Annotated in this window: 10 protein-coding genes; 4 read left to right on the forward strand and 6 right to left on the reverse strand. The window is 61.0% G+C overall.

Annotated elements, in window-relative coordinates; translation table 11 throughout:
- Positions 1 to 473: 473 nt before the first annotated feature.
- From VHX65_06390 to VHX65_06400, 3 genes are all read right to left on the reverse strand, one after another.
- Positions 474 to 1,532, reverse strand: coding sequence for an EAL domain-containing protein (locus tag VHX65_06390; protein ID HEX3998159.1), 1,059 nt, complete (start codon positions 1,530 to 1,532; stop codon positions 474 to 476).
- A gap of 289 nt (positions 1,533 to 1,821) precedes the next feature.
- On the reverse strand, positions 1,822 to 2,358 hold the full coding sequence (locus tag VHX65_06395; protein ID HEX3998160.1) for a hypothetical protein: 537 nt from the start codon (positions 2,356 to 2,358) through the stop codon (positions 1,822 to 1,824).
- A 36-nt stretch (positions 2,359 to 2,394) separates the two neighbouring features.
- Positions 2,395 to 3,177: a sugar phosphate isomerase/epimerase family protein gene (locus VHX65_06400; protein ID HEX3998161.1), complete on the reverse strand. Its 783-nt coding sequence runs from the start codon at positions 3,175 to 3,177 to the stop codon at positions 2,395 to 2,397.
- Positions 3,178 to 3,442: 265 nt separating this feature from the next.
- On the opposite strand from VHX65_06400, the gene VHX65_06405 reads away from it, so the two are divergent.
- The 3 genes from VHX65_06405 to VHX65_06415 all read left to right on the forward strand — a co-directional run bounded on the left by VHX65_06405 (position 3,443) and on the right by VHX65_06415 (position 8,611).
- Positions 3,443 to 6,160: a hypothetical protein gene (locus VHX65_06405; protein HEX3998162.1), complete on the forward strand. Its 2,718-nt coding sequence runs from the start codon at positions 3,443 to 3,445 to the stop codon at positions 6,158 to 6,160.
- A gap of 161 nt (positions 6,161 to 6,321) precedes the next feature.
- Positions 6,322 to 7,143 (forward strand): Nif3-like dinuclear metal center hexameric protein, encoded by an 822-nt coding sequence (locus VHX65_06410; GenBank protein HEX3998163.1) that lies wholly within the window; start codon positions 6,322 to 6,324, stop codon positions 7,141 to 7,143.
- 511 nt (positions 7,144 to 7,654) lie between these two features.
- The gene (locus tag VHX65_06415) at positions 7,655 to 8,611 is read left to right on the forward strand and encodes a hypothetical protein (protein HEX3998164.1); all 957 of its coding nucleotides are present in this window, start codon (positions 7,655 to 7,657) and stop codon (positions 8,609 to 8,611) included.
- A 132-nt stretch (positions 8,612 to 8,743) separates the two neighbouring features.
- On the opposite strand, the gene VHX65_06420 is transcribed toward VHX65_06415, so the two are convergent.
- Both VHX65_06420 and VHX65_06425 read right to left on the reverse strand, forming a co-directional pair.
- A complete protein-coding gene (locus tag VHX65_06420) occupies positions 8,744 to 11,131 on the reverse strand; it encodes a PDZ domain-containing protein (GenBank protein ID HEX3998165.1) in 2,388 nt (795 codons plus the stop codon).
- Positions 11,132 to 11,389: 258 nt separating this feature from the next.
- Positions 11,390 to 13,840 (reverse strand): VIT domain-containing protein, encoded by a 2,451-nt coding sequence (locus tag VHX65_06425; GenBank protein ID HEX3998166.1) that lies wholly within the window; start codon positions 13,838 to 13,840, stop codon positions 11,390 to 11,392.
- A 350-nt stretch (positions 13,841 to 14,190) separates the two neighbouring features.
- On the opposite strand from VHX65_06425, the gene VHX65_06430 reads away from it, so the two are divergent.
- A complete protein-coding gene (locus VHX65_06430) occupies positions 14,191 to 14,940 on the forward strand; it encodes a hypothetical protein (protein HEX3998167.1) in 750 nt (249 codons plus the stop codon).
- Positions 14,941 to 15,050: 110 nt separating this feature from the next.
- Here VHX65_06430 and VHX65_06435 read toward each other — a convergent pair whose 3' ends face one another.
- Complete coding sequence (locus VHX65_06435; protein HEX3998168.1) at positions 15,051 to 15,908, reverse strand: hypothetical protein; 858 nt, start codon at positions 15,906 to 15,908, stop codon at positions 15,051 to 15,053.
- Positions 15,909 to 16,143: the final 235 nt, after the last annotated feature.

A 16,143-nucleotide genomic window follows, 5' to 3' on the forward strand; every position in this document is an offset into this window, starting at 1 on the left:
ATAGCGGCCGCAATAACCTGCGATTGACGCCGTTGGCGACCTCGCTGTCTCCGCGTGGTCCAAGTCCGCGCCACAATTACACCGCGGACGTACGGCCCCGCCGCCCCGTGACCGATTTTTCACGCTTGCCGGAAGGACACAGTGCATCCAATCGGCACGCTGATTCCAAGCAGGAGGTACATTGGGCACAAGTACATTCTCCCTGCGACGCTTTTGTATCACGCGATGGGGTCCGAATCACGAACCAGAACGACTCAATCGGTGCGGCGCTTCCGTGCCAGCAATCGTTGGTGATTGGCAGTTAGTCTCCGTCTGGGGTGCCCCCAAATGAATTCGTGGCTAAGCAGAGACGTGCCGAAGACCTATTCGGCCATGCCGTTCACGACCAAAGACCGTGCAACGGGTAAACGCATTGCCCGTGCTTTTCAGCTTTGGATCAAATTCGAAAGCACCTAGCTTGCCCACGAGTGTGCTTACGTCCCCGGGAAGAACTGCGGTTGCGGAGGCATGGCGGCGGGGCGGGCGAATAGGTAGCCCTGGGCGAAATCGGCGCCGTGGTCGGCGGCCCATTGCCATTCGGCTCGTTCTTCCACGCCTTCGACCACCGTCGCCACCTTCAGATCGCGGGCCATCTCGAGCAGCTTCGCGGCGACACACGATTTATACGGATCGCGGTGTACGGCGCGGATCAATTGCATGTCGAGCTTGATGAAGTCGGGCTTGATTTGCGTCAGCGAATTCAGCGAGGCATAGCCGGAGCCCAGATCATCGAGGGCCACCCGAAAGCCCATCTGCCGATAGCTGGCGAGCACTTGCTTGAGCCGGTCGGAGTCTTCGATCTTATCGCTTTCGGTGACTTCGAAGACGAACCGCTCGGCGGGTATTCCCGACGCGTGGATCGCTGCCAGTGTTTTCGCAAGGCAAGCGTCGAAGTTGTGCGTGGCGCCAAGATTGAAATTGATGAAGATTTGCGTGGAGAGTGAAAACCGGGCGGCCGACTCGATGTGCGTGATCTTCGCGGCCTGGTCTAGCAGATCAAGCTGGTCCACGTCGCGAGCGGTCGAATAGAGGCGGTCGGGAGAAACGAATTGGCCATCGGTCCGCCGGCCGCGCAGCAAGCATTCATGCGCGAACACTTTCGACGGATCCCGGCACTCGACGATCGGCTGGAAGAAGGTCGTCAGCCGGCGGTCGCGAACCATGCCGGTAAGCCATTGGCCGCGCACCCAGGCAAAGAAGCTTTGCAACGATTCGGTCTGCATCAACTCGGCTTGCGAGGGCTCGGCCCCGAGGCGGCCGACGCAGCATTTCGTGTCTTGCAGCTCTTCGCGCGAGAGCACGGCGGCCAGCGGATCCGAAAGTTTTTCGAACCTGGCCGGGTGAAAATGGATCGCCAGAACACCTCGATACGGTTCGGCGGCGGCAAGTTCGTTTTGCTCGAACAACGATTCGAGTGCGTGCCGGGTCTGCGGCAACCGCGGCGCCACATACAGCACGTTCGAATCCGACAACGTTTCCAAATCGTTCAACATCTGAGGCTGCCCCCTCGATCGTTCTGCGAGGCGATTGCGCGGCAAACCGAATGGGAAGATCCCGAAGAATCGTCCGTTCGATTGCGGGATGCGAATCGCCGGTATCCAAGCTACATACAACGCTAGGACAGGTTTGGCAGAAACCATCGTTGAGGCCGAGCGAACTACACCCCCCGACTTAGTGAGACGCCACGCGGCGCGCGGGCAAAATCGCTACCACCCGCTCATCCTGACCGTATGGACGAGCGAGTTTGGAATGTTAAGGAGGTGGCGGCCGCGATTTGAACGGCTATTTCTGCGGCTTGGCGTCGGCTTTCGTTTCCGTTTTCTCGATCCGGCCGAACATCTGGCCCCCTTCATCGCCGTGGCTCCAAGTGCCGGCGTAGTTGTGGTTGTGGATCAAGACGCGGGCGGAAAACGTTCCCAACGCGGGGATCGAGATCTCCTCGACCGTGATCACCGGAGTGTCGCCGGCCCACAGCACCTTGAGCGGGATCGGCAGCGTCAGGTCTTGGCCCTCGACTTCGATGCGGGCGTTGAAGATCCAGGTGTCGTCCTTTTCCTTCGTCACCTTCGAGATCTCGTAGCGGTCTTCGGAAAGGTCTTTGCTCTTGTCGAGCGAACCGGTGATATAGTGGCCGATCATGGTCACGCCGCTCATCGAATCGGCAAACCGCTTCTCCAATTCGGCTTTCGTCGGAGTCTTTTCGGCCGGATCATCAGCCGACGCCGCGGAGACGGCTACGGTCGCCATTGCGATGCCAAGCGTCAACAAGGTGGAGCAGCAAACCCAGTTTGCAATCGGGAAAGCAATGGTGCGTCGCATGGCAAGCTCCTTCGAGAAAAATGGATCCGAGGAAGTTTACAGGCTTTGCAAGTATTGTACCGCAGCGCCGATCTCGGCGACGGGGTCGGCGGCCGCGCGGCGAAAAATCGTAAACCAGCCGCGATAACCCGATTCCTCGAGCCGGCTCAAAATGGCGGGGTAGTCCGCCGAGCCGCGGCCCAGCGGAACTTCCAGGCCTCGACCGCGCGCCAAATCCCGAACACCGTCGGTGGCATGCACATGAACGACATGTGGCCCGAGAGCTTCGACCGCCTCGATCGGCGAAAAATCGTTTGCGAGCAAGCTGCCGGGATCGAGATCGACGCCGATCGATGCGGCCGGCAATGCGGCGATCAGCCGGGCCAGATCAGCGCCGCTTTCGGTGCCGGTTTGCGCGGCAAGTTGGGCGCCCGTGTGTTGGCCAAAACGCCCCAAATCGGTGAGCGCTTCGACGAGCAAATTCCACTCCTCGCCGCTCGATTCGGCCGGAACGCGGCCCACTTGATTGACCACGACCGACGTGCCCAGCGCATACGCCAGCTTCATGGCCTCTTTGGTGCCGGCCACCCGGGCTTCGAGCTGCTCGGCGATCTGATAGCCGCGGCGAGTGGGATACGCAATCGCCGAAACCCGCAGCCCTCGATCGTCGAGCATTTTTCGCAATTGTCGAAGGCCGGTTTGCGATAATTCAGCCGGCTTTAGATCGGTTCGGGCGTCGATTTCGACGGCCGTTGCCCCTAAGCTAGCGGCGGTAAATAGCGCTTTCGCAAAGGGTTGACGCAAGCTTGCGATCGCGATGCCGATTTTCAGGGCTGGCACGGTTGTGGCCTTTGGGTCGTGACGGACGGCAGTGTGGTAGTGTTTGACGGCAGGCCGCGGAGACGATGTAGAGATGGTGTGGTGGCGATGGAGAGCAGGGGCCGCGGTCCGCGGGGTCATTATCAGACACGTGGTGGTAACGAGAGGACGAGAGTTGCCAAACGCGACGGGTTATTCCAGGCGTCGAATTGCGCATGCTGCGTCAAGCGCCGGTGTTTGCATGCGCGCCGCCGTCGGCTCTGGAAAAGCTCCTAAGTGGGCGAGTTTGCTCCGTCTGCTCATTGTAGCGAGCGTTGCTGCCGCGCCCACGGGCAGTAGCGCCGCCGGCATCGCAGACAAGGACCCCGCGGCGGCAGGTTCTCCGAGCGCGATCGCGGCGCGGGGCGGCGGAGCCACGAAAACCAGCCCGGCCGGCACAGCCGCCGTTGTCTCGGGCGAAAATCATTCCGACGCCGTCGAGGTGTTTCATTGCGATTTCGGTCCGCAATGGGACACCAATTTCGACCGCTGGCCCGATCTATGGACTCGCGAGTTGTCGCCCTCCTATCCGCATTACTTGCCGATTCGCATCACCGACGAGCCGGTTCCCGGCCAAGGGCGGCCCTTGCGGATCGATCTCGATGGCGGGGCGGCGGCCATGTTTGGGCCGCCGTTCAAAGTAAATACGATTTTCAGCTATATCGTCGAAGCCTACGTCAAGACCGATGGGCTGGTGCGCGACGAGGCATTCGTGACGATCACGTTTTACAACGCCAAGAAAAAGCCGCTCGACACGTTCACCTCCCCCCGGCTGCGGTTGAACAACGATTGGACGAAAGTGTGCATCGGCCCGATCGCTCCGCTCGGCGAGGCGGTCGATCATGCCGTGATCGGCCTGCATGTCGAACCGACCAAACGGGCCGACGTGCACGGCACGGCGTGGTTTGCGAGCGTGTGGGCCGGCCGGCTGCCGAGAATGACGATCGCTTCGGATCGGCGCGACAACCTGTTTGTCGAGCCCGACCTGCCGACAATCACGTGCACCGCCGCGGGCTTTTCAACCGAGAATTCGCGTGTGACCTTCGAACTTTCGGATGTGAATGGCAAAGTGATCGCTCGAGAAGACCAGGATTTGGAAGTCGCCAAGGGTACGGCGTCGGACCAGGATTCCGAGGCGGGCGGTTCATCGACTACCACCGAATTGCTGGGCACGGCCACCTGGAGCCCGCCAATCTCCGACGTCGGCTATTATCGCGTGCGTGTGTCGATGCCGGGGCGGGCGGGCGTCGTGCATCAGCGCGAGTTGTCGTTGGCCGTGATCCGGGATCAACCGAATCCGGATCGTGGCGAATTCGGTTGGACGCTTCCTGACGGCGAAAACCCACTCACACTCAATCAGTTGATCGATCTGGTGAACCATGCCGGCATCAATTGGGTGAAATTTCCGGTGTGGAACGGCTCGCAGGACACCGCGCGCAGCGAGCGGCTCGCCTGGCTTGCCGAGCGGTTGCACTTCCAGCACATCGAGATGGTGGGGCTGCTGCACCAACCGCCGCCGGAGGTGCAGCACAATCTAGGCGATATCACGCATCCCTGGGCGGCACAAATCTTCGCCACCGACCCCGACCGCTGGTATCCTTCGCTGGAACCGATTCTCACCTCGCTCTCGCTGAAAGTGCGCTGGTGGCAGTTGGGCTTGGATAAAGACACGAGCTTTGTCGGCTATCCCAGCGCCGGGGAAAAGATCGCGCAACTCCGCAAGCTCACCGCTCGATTCGGACAGAAGGTTTTTTTAGGAATCGGCTGGTCGTGGCTGAACGAACTACCCCCCACGCCGCAGGCTTGGGATTTCGTCTCGCTCTCGGCCGATCCGCCGCTCACCGCCCAGGAACTGAAAACGTATCTCGATGCCACCGCCGGCTGCAAAACCCAGCGCTGGGTGGTGCTCGAACCGCTGCCGGCCGACGAATATTCGATCGAAACCCGGGCCAGCGATCTGACTCGGCGGATGTTGGCCGCAAAAATCCGCGGCGCCGATGCGGCATTCGTCCCGCAGGTGTTCAACAGCCGGCAAGGATTGATGAACGACGACGGCACGGTCGGCGATCTGCTGCTCCCCTGGCGCACGACCGCTCTGACACTCTCGGGAACCGAATATCTGGGATCATGCGATCTGCCGAACGGAAGCGTCAACCATATCTTCAGCCGCGGCAAGGAAACGATGATGGTCGTGTGGAACGATCGGCCGACCCAAGAACGAATGCGCCTGGGCGAGGATGGCCGGCAAATCGATCTCTGGGGCCACTCCACCGCGCTCCAGACCGTCGATGGCGAGCAGGTGATCGAGGTCGGGCGAGTGCCCACCTTCGTCACTGGCTTGCAGGGCTCGTTGATTCGCTGGCGGATGTCGGTGCGGTTCGCCGAGACCCAACTCCCGGCCCGGTTCGGCGTTCGGCAGGAGAACATGCTGCTTGTAAAAAACGATTTTGGACAAGGCGTAAACGGCAAAATTCTACTGAATGTGCCGGACGGCTGGCGCACCATCCCGCGCGAATTCACCTTCAAATTGGCCGCCGGCGAAACTCTGCGCCAGCCCCTGGAGTGGACGCTCCCCCTCGATGCCGCGTCGGGAAAGCAGGATGTGCGCGTCGATTTCGATTTCAACGCCGACAGGCGGTATCAATTCAGCGTCAACCGCCAAATCGAAATCGGGCAGGACGACGTCACGGTGCAAGTGAACACGCGGCTCAACGAACACGGCGAACTCGAAATCGAACAACGCCTCACCAACGAGACCGACAAGGTGGTCAGCTTCAAATGTTATGTGTATATTCCTGAACGGCAACCCCTGGTCACGCAAGTCGTCGAACTCGGCCGCGGCACCGACACGAAGATGATGCGGGTCGCCAACGGATCGCAACTGATCGGCAAGCCGATGCTGCTGCGGGCCGACGAAATCGGCGGCGAACGAATCATCAACCACCGCTTCAACGCGCAACAATAAAACCACGGATCACACGGATTTACACGGATGAAAAGAGAAAAAAAGAGCGGGTAAGTCCGGCGCGTCGATCAACCTTCTTTTTTATCCTTGTAATCCGTGGTTTCTCTTGAACCGCGGCGGCAGCAAACTGTGCCGCACGCCCACGACCGTGTGGTCTCCGCATGACGACTGTCGCCACGATCGCCGAATTTCTCGAACACTTCGCTCCGCCGCGCTTGGCCGAGGAATGGGACAACGTCGGACTGCTGGTGGGGAGCAGAGACGCGCAAGTTTACCGCGTCATGACTTGTCTCACTCTCACTGCCGAAAGCGTCGCCGAAGCGGTGCGGGATCGGGCCGAACTTATCGTGACGCACCATCCGTTGCCGTTTCGTCCTTTGCGGCGATTGACGAGCGAAACGGTCGAAGGCCGCCTATTGCTCGAATTGATCGCGGCGCGCGTGGCCGTTTACAGCCCTCACACGGCTTTCGACTCGGCCGGCCGCGGGATCAATCAGCGACTCGCCGAAGGGCTGGAACTGCTGGATATCGCCCCGCTTGGGCCGGATGCATCCGACCCGACGATCGGCAGCGGCCGCTTTGGCCAACTCGATCCGCCCACGCCACTCGGCGAACTCGCATCGCGAGCCGCACGATTCTTGAAGATCGATGGAATGCATCTCGTCGGCGATCCGCGGCAGGCGATCCGTCGAGTGGCCGTCGCCTGTGGTAGCGCGGGCGAATTGCTGGGGCGGGCAATCGCTTGCAAGTGCGATTGTTTCGTCACCGGCGAAACCCGTTTCCACACCTCACTCGAGGCCAGGGCCGAGAAAATATCGCTCCTGTTGGTGGGCCATTTCGCCAGCGAACGATTCGCCGTCGAGCAGCTAGCGGAGTTGCTCGGGGTGCAATTTCCAGATCTGAAGATTTGGGCAAGCCGTGCGGAACGCGATCCGTTGCAATGGTTCTCGCCAAGCTGTCCGGCGAATCAGGCAGGCTGTTGAAAAAGGGGAGAGGCACCACGCGGCAGAGCGAGTTGAAGGAGGGATGTTTTGGCGGCGTCTGATCGCGCGCGAGGGCGAATCGGCATCGCCGCCGGCACACGGAGTGTGCCTACTACGTAGCAGGCATACTCCGTATGCCGTCGGCCACTTGAAACGCCTGCCATCATCCTGTTTGAGCGTTGTTCAAGCCTTTCGACCGCCAGCAAGCATGAGCGACGCGAAGGGGTGAAGGAGCAGCGATTTAGCGGCGTCTGATTGCGAGCGAGAGCGAGTCGGCGTCGCCGCCGGCACACGGAGTGTGCCTACTACGTAGCAGGCATACTCCGTATGCCGTCGGCCACTTGAAACGCCTGCCACCCTCATGCACGCTTTTCGCTCGGAGGTTGGCCATTCAGGTCGGACCCAGCGGCCGTGTGCCTTGCGTGTTGGCCGCCTGGCAATCAGACTGGTTCGAAACGCCGTCGGCGTTGTGACCAATGAAATTTAACGACACCCATCGGAGGTCCGTCCCTTGATCGCGAATGGCCGCTTCATGCTATTGCTCGGGTTATTTTCAACCTTGCCAGCCGCGATGGCGGCCTTGGTGCCTTCGGCGCCGGTCCAGGCTGCCGTAGCCGACCAGCCGGAAACCAGAATTACGCACTCATTTCTGGCAACGGGTCAGGAAACTTACGTGCTCGACGACGCCGGGAAGGTCACCTGGCGCTACCCGCGCAACACGCGCGACGGCTGGATCCTTCCCAGTGGCAATGCGCTTTTGGCAGTCACCAAATGCGGCGATTATCCGCACGGGGCGGTGGTCGAAGTCACGCATCAGGGCAAAACCGTCTTCGAATTCAAAGGAACGCAGTCGGAAGTGAACACCGTCGAGCCGCTCGAAGGCGATCGTGTTCTACTGACCGAAGCCGGCGATCATCCGCGGCTATTGGAGGTCGATCGGGCGGGCAAGATCGTGGTCGAGGTGCCGCTCTCGGCCCAAACCAAAGACCACCATTTGCAAACGCGCATGGCTCGCAAGCTGGCCAATGGCAACTATCTTGTGCCGCAGTTGCTCGATCGCGTGGTCCGCGAATATACGCCGAAGGGAAAGGTCGTTTGGGAAGTGTCGGTGCCCAGCCCGAGCATGCCCTTCACGGCGATTCGGCTCGACAACGGCAACACGCTGATCGACTGCACGCATGGCGACCGCGTGATTGAAGTCGACTCGGCGGGCAAGACGGTTTGGGAATTGACCAATGCCGATCTGCATGGCCCGTTAATTCACGACGCATGCGGCGGGCAGCGGCTTCCGAACGGCGACACGGTGATCACCAGCTATGCGATCGGCAAAGACCACCTGCATCTCTTCGAAGTGACACCGCAGAAGAACATCGTTTGGACGTATTCTCCGGCCGATAAGCCCGGCGTGCATGAATTGCAGATTCTTACCACCAACGGCAAGCCGCTCACAGGCCGGCCGCTGCGCTGACGAAGGCAGGTTCACGCGGAGTCGCGAGGGCACGGAGACGAGCAAGCAAGTGAATCGAGCGAGATCACAATTCGTCTCCGCGGCCGCGCGCGACTTCTTTGGCTGCCGACCATTCCCGCAGTCCGACGGGCCTTACTGGCTTACTCGTTTCGTTGGCGGAAGCGTCAGCTTGACTACGCTCTGATTTCGATACACTTCGACGACGAGCGGCTGGTCGTGGGAGGCGGACTTCCAGAGGTGTTCGAGGCCGGTCGCATCGGCGACTGTTTTGCCGCCGAGCGCGAGCACGACATCCATTCGCCGCAAGCCGGCGTTGGCGGCTGCACTCGGATCGGCCACTTCCAGCAGCAGCACTCCCTCGGCTCGCGGCAGACCCGTGGCCGACACTTCCTCGGGCGATTGCACGCTCTTGATCTGCGCTCCGAGCCAAAGCCGTGAAGACTCTGGCGCGACGGTTGCCTCCCGGCCGTTGCCGATCTGCGGCTGCCGCGCCAGTCGCCGCAGCTCGGGGCTCTCGACTCCGAAGTCGTTCATCGGAAAATTCTTGAAGCCGATTTTCAGCGCGGGCGAATCGGGTTTGACCTGGAAATCGCCGGCGGCCGCATCGACAAACAGCGGATCGCCGGCGATCGAATGGGCGTCGCCACCGAACTTTTGCGCCTGCTTCAGGGCCGCCGCATTCGGAAACAGATTCTCGTCGACTTTCTTGCCCCACACCGCCGGCATGCCGATCGGGCGATATTCGGTCATCACGATGTTGTGCGTAAACACGTCGCCGCTGTGGGCGTACCAGACATGCGGATGAAACGAATTGCCGACCATGATGTTGTTCGACACAATCCGCCCGTAGCCTTCGCGGTTTTTGAGGCCGCCGTGCAGGCACAGATTGTCGTAGATTTCGAAATTCGACGAGCCATCGTCGAGATCAATGTCCCAGCCGTGATCGCAGCGCCAGCGGTTATTGCGCAGCACCACCGGCGCGACGGCATCCATGAAAACGAATGTCGGTTTGCCGTCGATGGTCCTTGTTTCGGGCGGATGGGCGGCGTCCCAATTTCGATCGCGGCCCCAGGAGTTGAACGAACCGTGGTCGCCCGTCTCGCGCACCGTGTCGAACACGTCGCAACCCTCGACCACATCGCCGCCCCAGCAGCCGTCGCCGATATTGATTCCGGCCCGTGGTGTTTCGTAGATCGAGCAATGCCGGACGGCGATCTTGGAAGACATCGATATCTCGACGCCCGCCGCTTGTTTTTCGATCCGGCCGATGCGGTGGATCAAGCAATCTTCGACCGTGCATTCGGCGGGGTAGTTGTCGGTCTTCGGCCCGGGCGTTTTATCCATTGCCTGATAGTCATGGCCACGGCCATAGTCGAACACCGCTTCGCGCACCGCCGCCGGATCGCCGACAAAGGCCACGCCGCTGGCGCCGACCTCGTGGATATGGCAGGAGCGCACGGCAACGCGGCGGTTGTAGTCGCTCAGGAAAACGGCATTGCCGCCCAAATTGGCGAGCGTGCAATGCTCGAGCGCGCAATCTTCGCAGCCGGTGAACAACACCGCTCCGCCGCGGTAGATTCGCCAATCGCTGCGCAACAGCGGCTCGCGGGTTTCCATGAAGGTTCGCCGCGCATGCTCGAACGTCAATCCGCGGAAGGTGACGAATCGCACCGGCCGTTGCGGCGCGCCGCGCAGTTCGATCAAGTGCCGCAGCCGCACGCTTTCGATCCGCGCCTTTGCCGGATCGATGCCCGCGGGCGGATAGAAATAGAGCGTGTGGGTCTTGTGGTCCAGAAACCATTCGCCGGGGGCATCGAGTTCTTCGAAGATATTTTCGACGAAGCGATATTCGCCGTGCATCCCCGTGGGACGATTGTTTTGCCAGCCCCCTTCGTAGAGCAACTTGCCGCTTTTATCTTTGCCGGTGATGCGATAGTGCAGGCTGCCCCACATCGCGCCATGCGAGGCGTGGATGAAGCCGCCGGCGGGGTCGCTCCAACGGGCAACTCGCGCGGGGCTAAGTGCATCGGCTGCAAACCCGTTCCAATACTCGGCCGCTGCGTTGTAGTTTGGATACCGGGCCATCGGCTGCGGCTTGCCGTCGACGAAGAGCTGATCGGTGTCGAAATCGGCGGCAACCGCGGCTTGCAGGATATGATCGCGATAAGGCTTCCACGTCAGATGCAACTCATCGCCGCCGCTGATCACGGCATCTTGTCCCGGCGCCGCGGCATAGACGACCGGCCGATCCGCAGTTCCCGAATCTTCCGGCTTGAAAACGATCGTCTCGGGCAACGAATATGTGCCGGAGAGAAACCAGACGTGCACCGCTGCGCGGGCTTCCTTGGCGGCCGCTCGGGCGGCACGCTGCGCTGCGGCAAACGAGACGAGCGGCTGCTGGCGCGTGCCGGGATTCGCATCATTGCCGCTTGGAGCGACGAATATCTCGGCCCCGTGGAGCAACGAGCAAAGACAAAAGATCAGCGGCAGAGACAGCAGCGCGGCGGGCCGGCGAAGCATAATCGAGGTTCCAGGCGGGATCGAGGAGGGCGGGAATGCACTCACTTTAATCAATCATCGCCGGCGATCAACCACATTACGAAGGCATTCTCACGCGGAGACGCGGGGGACGCGGATACGAAGAAGGGAATTCAAATAAATGAAATCATTTCTTTTTCTTCTCCTCCGTCCTCCGCGTGAGTTCTTTGTTTGCCGAAAAACCCTCGCTTGCGGTGCGGGCAACCGGACAACCGCGAGCCCTCGCTTGCGCTGGGGGCTCTAGAAGGAATACGCTTTGCCGTCGATCTCGACGATCACGGGGTCGTCGAACGTCATGTATTTCGCCACGTCGTGGCCGAAGCGGTCGACCAAGTCGAAATAGTCGTGGCTGTAGCGCTCGATTTTGATCGGGTGCTTTTGCTGCTCTTCGCTGAGCGCCGAATCGACCCATTCCTTGCCGCGGCGATAGAACACTTTTGCGCCGACGTGGCGCACGTTTTCGGCGATATTCTGGGCGTCTTTTTCGACCGCTTCTTTCGCCTCGCCGCCGGCGACCGGCATCGCCGGCGCAGCGGAGGATTTTCCGCCCCCGAATGCGAAGCGCGACGCGGGCGCGAATGCTGCACCTCGGCCACCGCCGCCGTTGTACGTTCCCGAACCGCTCAACGTCAGGGTGCCCGCGTTTGCAGTAACGGGCCCGCTGTAGGATTGGGCGGCGTCGGCCGCTGCCGCGGTCTGTGCGTTTTGCAACGACGATTTCGCGGCGCGTTGCTCGACGCCGATTTCGCCATCCGTTTCCTTGAGCGCGTCGAGGCGGCGGTCGGCGGCTCCCACGTTTTCGCTGAAGGTGGAATGGCTTGCCGTTTCGTCGGCCAGAAACGACGTGTAGGGCGTGATGATGCCATGCTTAGTCGACAGCATCACCAATTCTTTCACCAGTTCTTCGTTCTTCCCTTTCAGGTCCAATTCGTCGAGGATTTCGCCGACCCGGCGCACGGCCCACAGTTTTTCGATAAACGCCAGGCCTTCATCGCCGCTGCGATCGACAAGGTTGGCCGCGAAACTGAAGCTCTCGGGTTTGCCGTCGACGGTACCTGAGATTTTCACTTTTGCCGCCCCGCCGTGCTTATACCGCCCGACGATCACCAATTGCTCGCCGGCAAATAGATCGTGGGCCGCGCGCGGATAGACACGGTTGACCGGCTTGCCGTATTCCGATTTGTCGGCGTCGAGATCCCAGACGATTTTCAAATCGCTGAGCACCGGCGCGCTGATGCGGCGATATAGTGCGCTAACAGTCGTTTCGATGTTTTCATTCGGTCGGACGAATTCGCTCTGGCCGAAATTCTCGCTCGATAGCCGATCCAAGAGCCGGCTATTCAGATCGAAACCGACGCCGAAGGTGAAAATCCGGGCATGCACCTTGTTGTATTCCTTCGAGTTGGCCACGATCTTGGCTTCATCCTGCTCGCCGTCGGTCGGCAAGCCGTCGGTCATGAAGAGGACGATATTTGGCCGGCTGGGATCTTTTAACTGCGTCAGCGCGGTTTTCAACGCCCCGTCGATATTCGTGCTTCCTCCGGCGTAGATGCCGTCGACGAAGCCGAGGGCCTTCTTGCGTGTCTCGTCGTTGAACCGTTGCAATTCGGGGCGCCAGCTTTCCACTTCGCTGTCGAAGGCGATGATGTTGAATAGGTCGCCTTTGTGCAGGTTATCGAGCACGAATTTCACCGCTCCCTTGGCCTGCTCGATTTTCGGACCGCTCATGCTTCCCGAGCGATCGACGACGAACACGACCGTCTTCTTCTGCCGCTCGGCGTCGGCCGCTTTGATTTCCGGGCTGGCGAGGAGCAGAAAATAGCCGTCCTTCTCGCCCTTGCCGTGTTCCTCGGGCCGATAGCTCAACACACTCGCTCCGACCGAGCCGCGGCCGATGTCGTAAAACAGGCGGAAATCGGAGTTCGGAATTTCATTCTCGGCGCGATAATCGACGACCGCATGTTCATCGTCGGGACGCTTGATATCGATCGATTGTGTCGGGCTATAAACATTCTTTATGGGGTTGATGCTTTCAATGGCGACATGAAATTTGATCGATTCGACGGGCGTCGAGGTGTATTTCGCGGTGCTTAGCGGGAACAAGAAATCGGTGACGCCGTCCGTTTTTCGGCAAAGTTGCGTGTAGCGCAGCGTAACCTTGCGTTCGCCGCCCGGCGGCACGGGGAAGACGCTCGTCTGAAACATTCCCGTTCCGACCCATTCCAGAAGTGCCGGATCGCGGTTCTTGCGCACGATTTCTTCGTAGCGAGAGCGAGCTTCCTTGGCGGGGAGCAGTTTGGCCGCCACTTCCTTGCCGTCGATCAGGAGCGTGAGTTGGTCGATGGCTCCGTCGTAGGGGAGCGGAAATACCAGCGACACTTCGATCGGACGGCTGCCGGTGTTCACAAACGCCTGGCTCACCTGCACCTTCGCCACTTGCTCGGTTAGGCGAACGTTGACCTCGAGCGATTTGATTTTGTAGCAATGCTCCTGCACGGGCACCGGCCAAGGGTGCGGATGCGGCCAGATAATGATCGGCCGCGGCAGGCGCACCTGCTCCGTGGGATTCACATTCACCAAGATGCCTTGCCCCCGGGCTGCGATCGGTGCTAGCAGCAGGCTCCCGAAGACCAAGCCAAAAACCGACAGCGGAATCGCGGCGGTTCGATAATAAGCGCGCGAGTGAGACATGGCGAGCCTCGGGAAAAGAGTGGGTTGCGAACGAGGGGACGACAAGAAAGCGACTAGCGCCGGTAATAGTTGGCGGCTATCCAGAATTGTTAGACGCTCCACCGGCCGCCTGAGTTCCGCCAAGCGTCGAAACAATTAAAAGCCGGCAATCTGCGTCGATTCGGCAATTCAGGCGGCGCGTCTCGCGCGTCCCGTCGCCTAGAATACCTCATTTCTTCATCCCCGCCTCTCTTGCATCACCGGCCTCATTTCGCGACACTATCGCCCCATTTCCATCGCCGTTTCGGCAAGTTCGAATTTCTTTTTCTCGGCAGGTGCTTGCGAGCATGCGGTCGCCGGTTTGTATCGCGATGTCGGTCGCCTTGGTGAGTTGCGGCTGCGCGCTTGGGCCGAGCGCTCCGGCGGAAAGCATTCAGCCGGCTCCGCCGGCGGTGCAGCAGGGCGCGGCATGCCCGTCGCCGGGAGTGGTCTACTCGTCGCCGTTCGGGTCGGGGGCGCCGGTCGTGCCGATTGCGAATCCGCTTCCCGTGCCCGTGGTCGATCTCGATTTCGCTTGGGAACAGATTGTCGCGGTGATCGAAGAGAATTTTAAAATCCAGCATGAAGAGCGGGTTCGGATGGCGGGCGATGTTCTCACGGAAGGCCGAATCGACACCATGCCGCTGGCTGCGTCGACATTGCTCGAATCGTGGCGGACCGATTCAGTCGGTTTTCACGATCGGCTGCTGAGCACGTTGCAATCGCGCCGCCGCCGCTGCTATGTTCGCGTGATTCCCGTGCAAGGTGCGTTTTTGGTCGATCTGCAAGTGATGAACGAACTGGAAGACCTGCCGAAGCCGACAACGGCCGTCAACGGGCTAGCGGTGTTCGATCAAATTCAGGGGGTGGATCGGACATCGGATCCGCTGCCGAGCCTGGCCAGCCCGCCGGGCGTGCCGCCGCGCCCGGCGCCGCCGGTTCCCGGCTGGATTCCCGAGGGGCGCGACGTTCCGCTGGAGCAGGTGATGCTGGCGAAGATTCAATCGCGGCTGGCCCCCTTCGCGGCCCCGGCCTTCGTCGCGCCCGGCGGCACGTTTGGCATTCCGCCCGCGAAGCAGTAGCCGGGCGCGCACGCGCTCCGACGCGCGAAACCGCAAGCGAGCCTCACTATCAAGCTTGACTGTGGGCCGCGCTTGCGGTTTCGCGCGTCTGCGAAATTCGGCCGCGCGCGCTACGGCAGAATGATCACCATTCCGACGATAAACGCGGCCTCGGCCACGCCGGCGGGAATGTTGATCGGCTCGACCTGCAATACCGGTGGGGCCGGGTCGCCGGGACGGCAGTAGCCGAGCGGATATTGGATTTCCTTCGGCGGGTGGGCCACGATGTGGTAGGGCAAGAAGATCACGTTGAGATAGAACCGCCCGCCCGAGATCCACGGCTGCAAGATACCGTGCGAGTAGCCGTAGCGTTCGAGGTTCACGTCTTCGAAGTACAATGGATTGTGGCCAACCGCCGAGGCGTTCCAGGAGTAGGAAAGCGTCGGCCAGTTGTGGCTTTCATTGATCGGCGCCGCCGCCACGCCTGCCCGCGCGAACACCGGTGCGGCCAAGTTGGCAGGCAATTCGCCGGGGGGCATCATGATTGACGCGCCCACCGCGCCGATCGGCTTCCAGCCGGTCGAAATCTTCTCGTAGCTGCCGGGGGGCGTGCCCGACCCGGGGGCCAACTGCGGCGTATCGGTGTGATTGCCCTGCGCGAGGCCCGGACCAATCGGTTCGGTTTGGGGAGCGGTGTTTTGCAACGCAATAGTTTGCAGCGCCGTGGCTTGCGATTCGCTCGCTTCGACAAATCGGATTCTGACGGCCTTCGCGACATCCGTGGATTCGGTGTCGACCAAGCGAAGCATGTTTTCGCGGCAGGCCGGATTCAGCGGCAAGGTTTGCACCGCTGGCGATGGAAATGGCGGCAAGGGGCTGATTGCCGGCCAAGGGCCAGCGGATTGGGCCACAACGTGTCCGCCGGTCCGAAGGCCGATCGCCAACACTCCGACGGCGGCAAGAATCCGAATCCCCGTGACGCGATCCATAAGGAAAACCCCTTCCTGCAAGCGTTAGTCCGACCGAGGCCGTTAAAATCGCTCCACAAGTAGTTTTCGACCGCTGGCAGGTGGTTCGTTCTCTCCGAACCGTCGCGGCGGCAATCCGTTTTTTGCGAACGATCGGCACGGCCGGAACAATCGCTACGGTTTGACACACCAACGTTCGGCGCGGCTTCGTACATCCGGCACAACCGGCACAGTATCCCGCCGATCTTGGCGGCAG

The sequence above is a fragment of the Pirellulales bacterium genome, assembly GCA_036267355.1.
In the GTDB taxonomy this organism is placed as follows: Bacteria; Planctomycetota; Planctomycetia; order Pirellulales; family DATAWG01; genus DATAWG01.

What these genes read in the sequence shown, in the direction of transcription:
- VHX65_06435 (HEX3998168.1), bottom strand. Translation starts at nt 15,908, where the DNA reads ATGGATCGCGTCACGGGGATTCGGATTCTTGCCGCCGTCGGAGTGTTG.
- VHX65_06420 (HEX3998165.1), bottom strand. Translation starts at nt 11,131, where the DNA reads ATGCTTCGCCGGCCCGCCGCGCTGCTGTCTCTGCCGCTGATCTTTTGT.
- VHX65_06430 (HEX3998167.1), top strand. Translation starts at nt 14,191, where the DNA reads ATGTCGGTCGCCTTGGTGAGTTGCGGCTGCGCGCTTGGGCCGAGCGCT.
- VHX65_06390 (HEX3998159.1), bottom strand. Translation starts at nt 1,532, where the DNA reads ATGTTGAACGATTTGGAAACGTTGTCGGATTCGAACGTGCTGTATGTG.
- VHX65_06395 (HEX3998160.1), bottom strand. Translation starts at nt 2,358, where the DNA reads ATGCGACGCACCATTGCTTTCCCGATTGCAAACTGGGTTTGCTGCTCC.
- VHX65_06425 (HEX3998166.1), bottom strand. Translation starts at nt 13,840, where the DNA reads ATGTCTCACTCGCGCGCTTATTATCGAACCGCCGCGATTCCGCTGTCG.
- VHX65_06410 (HEX3998163.1), top strand. Translation starts at nt 6,322, where the DNA reads ATGACGACTGTCGCCACGATCGCCGAATTTCTCGAACACTTCGCTCCG.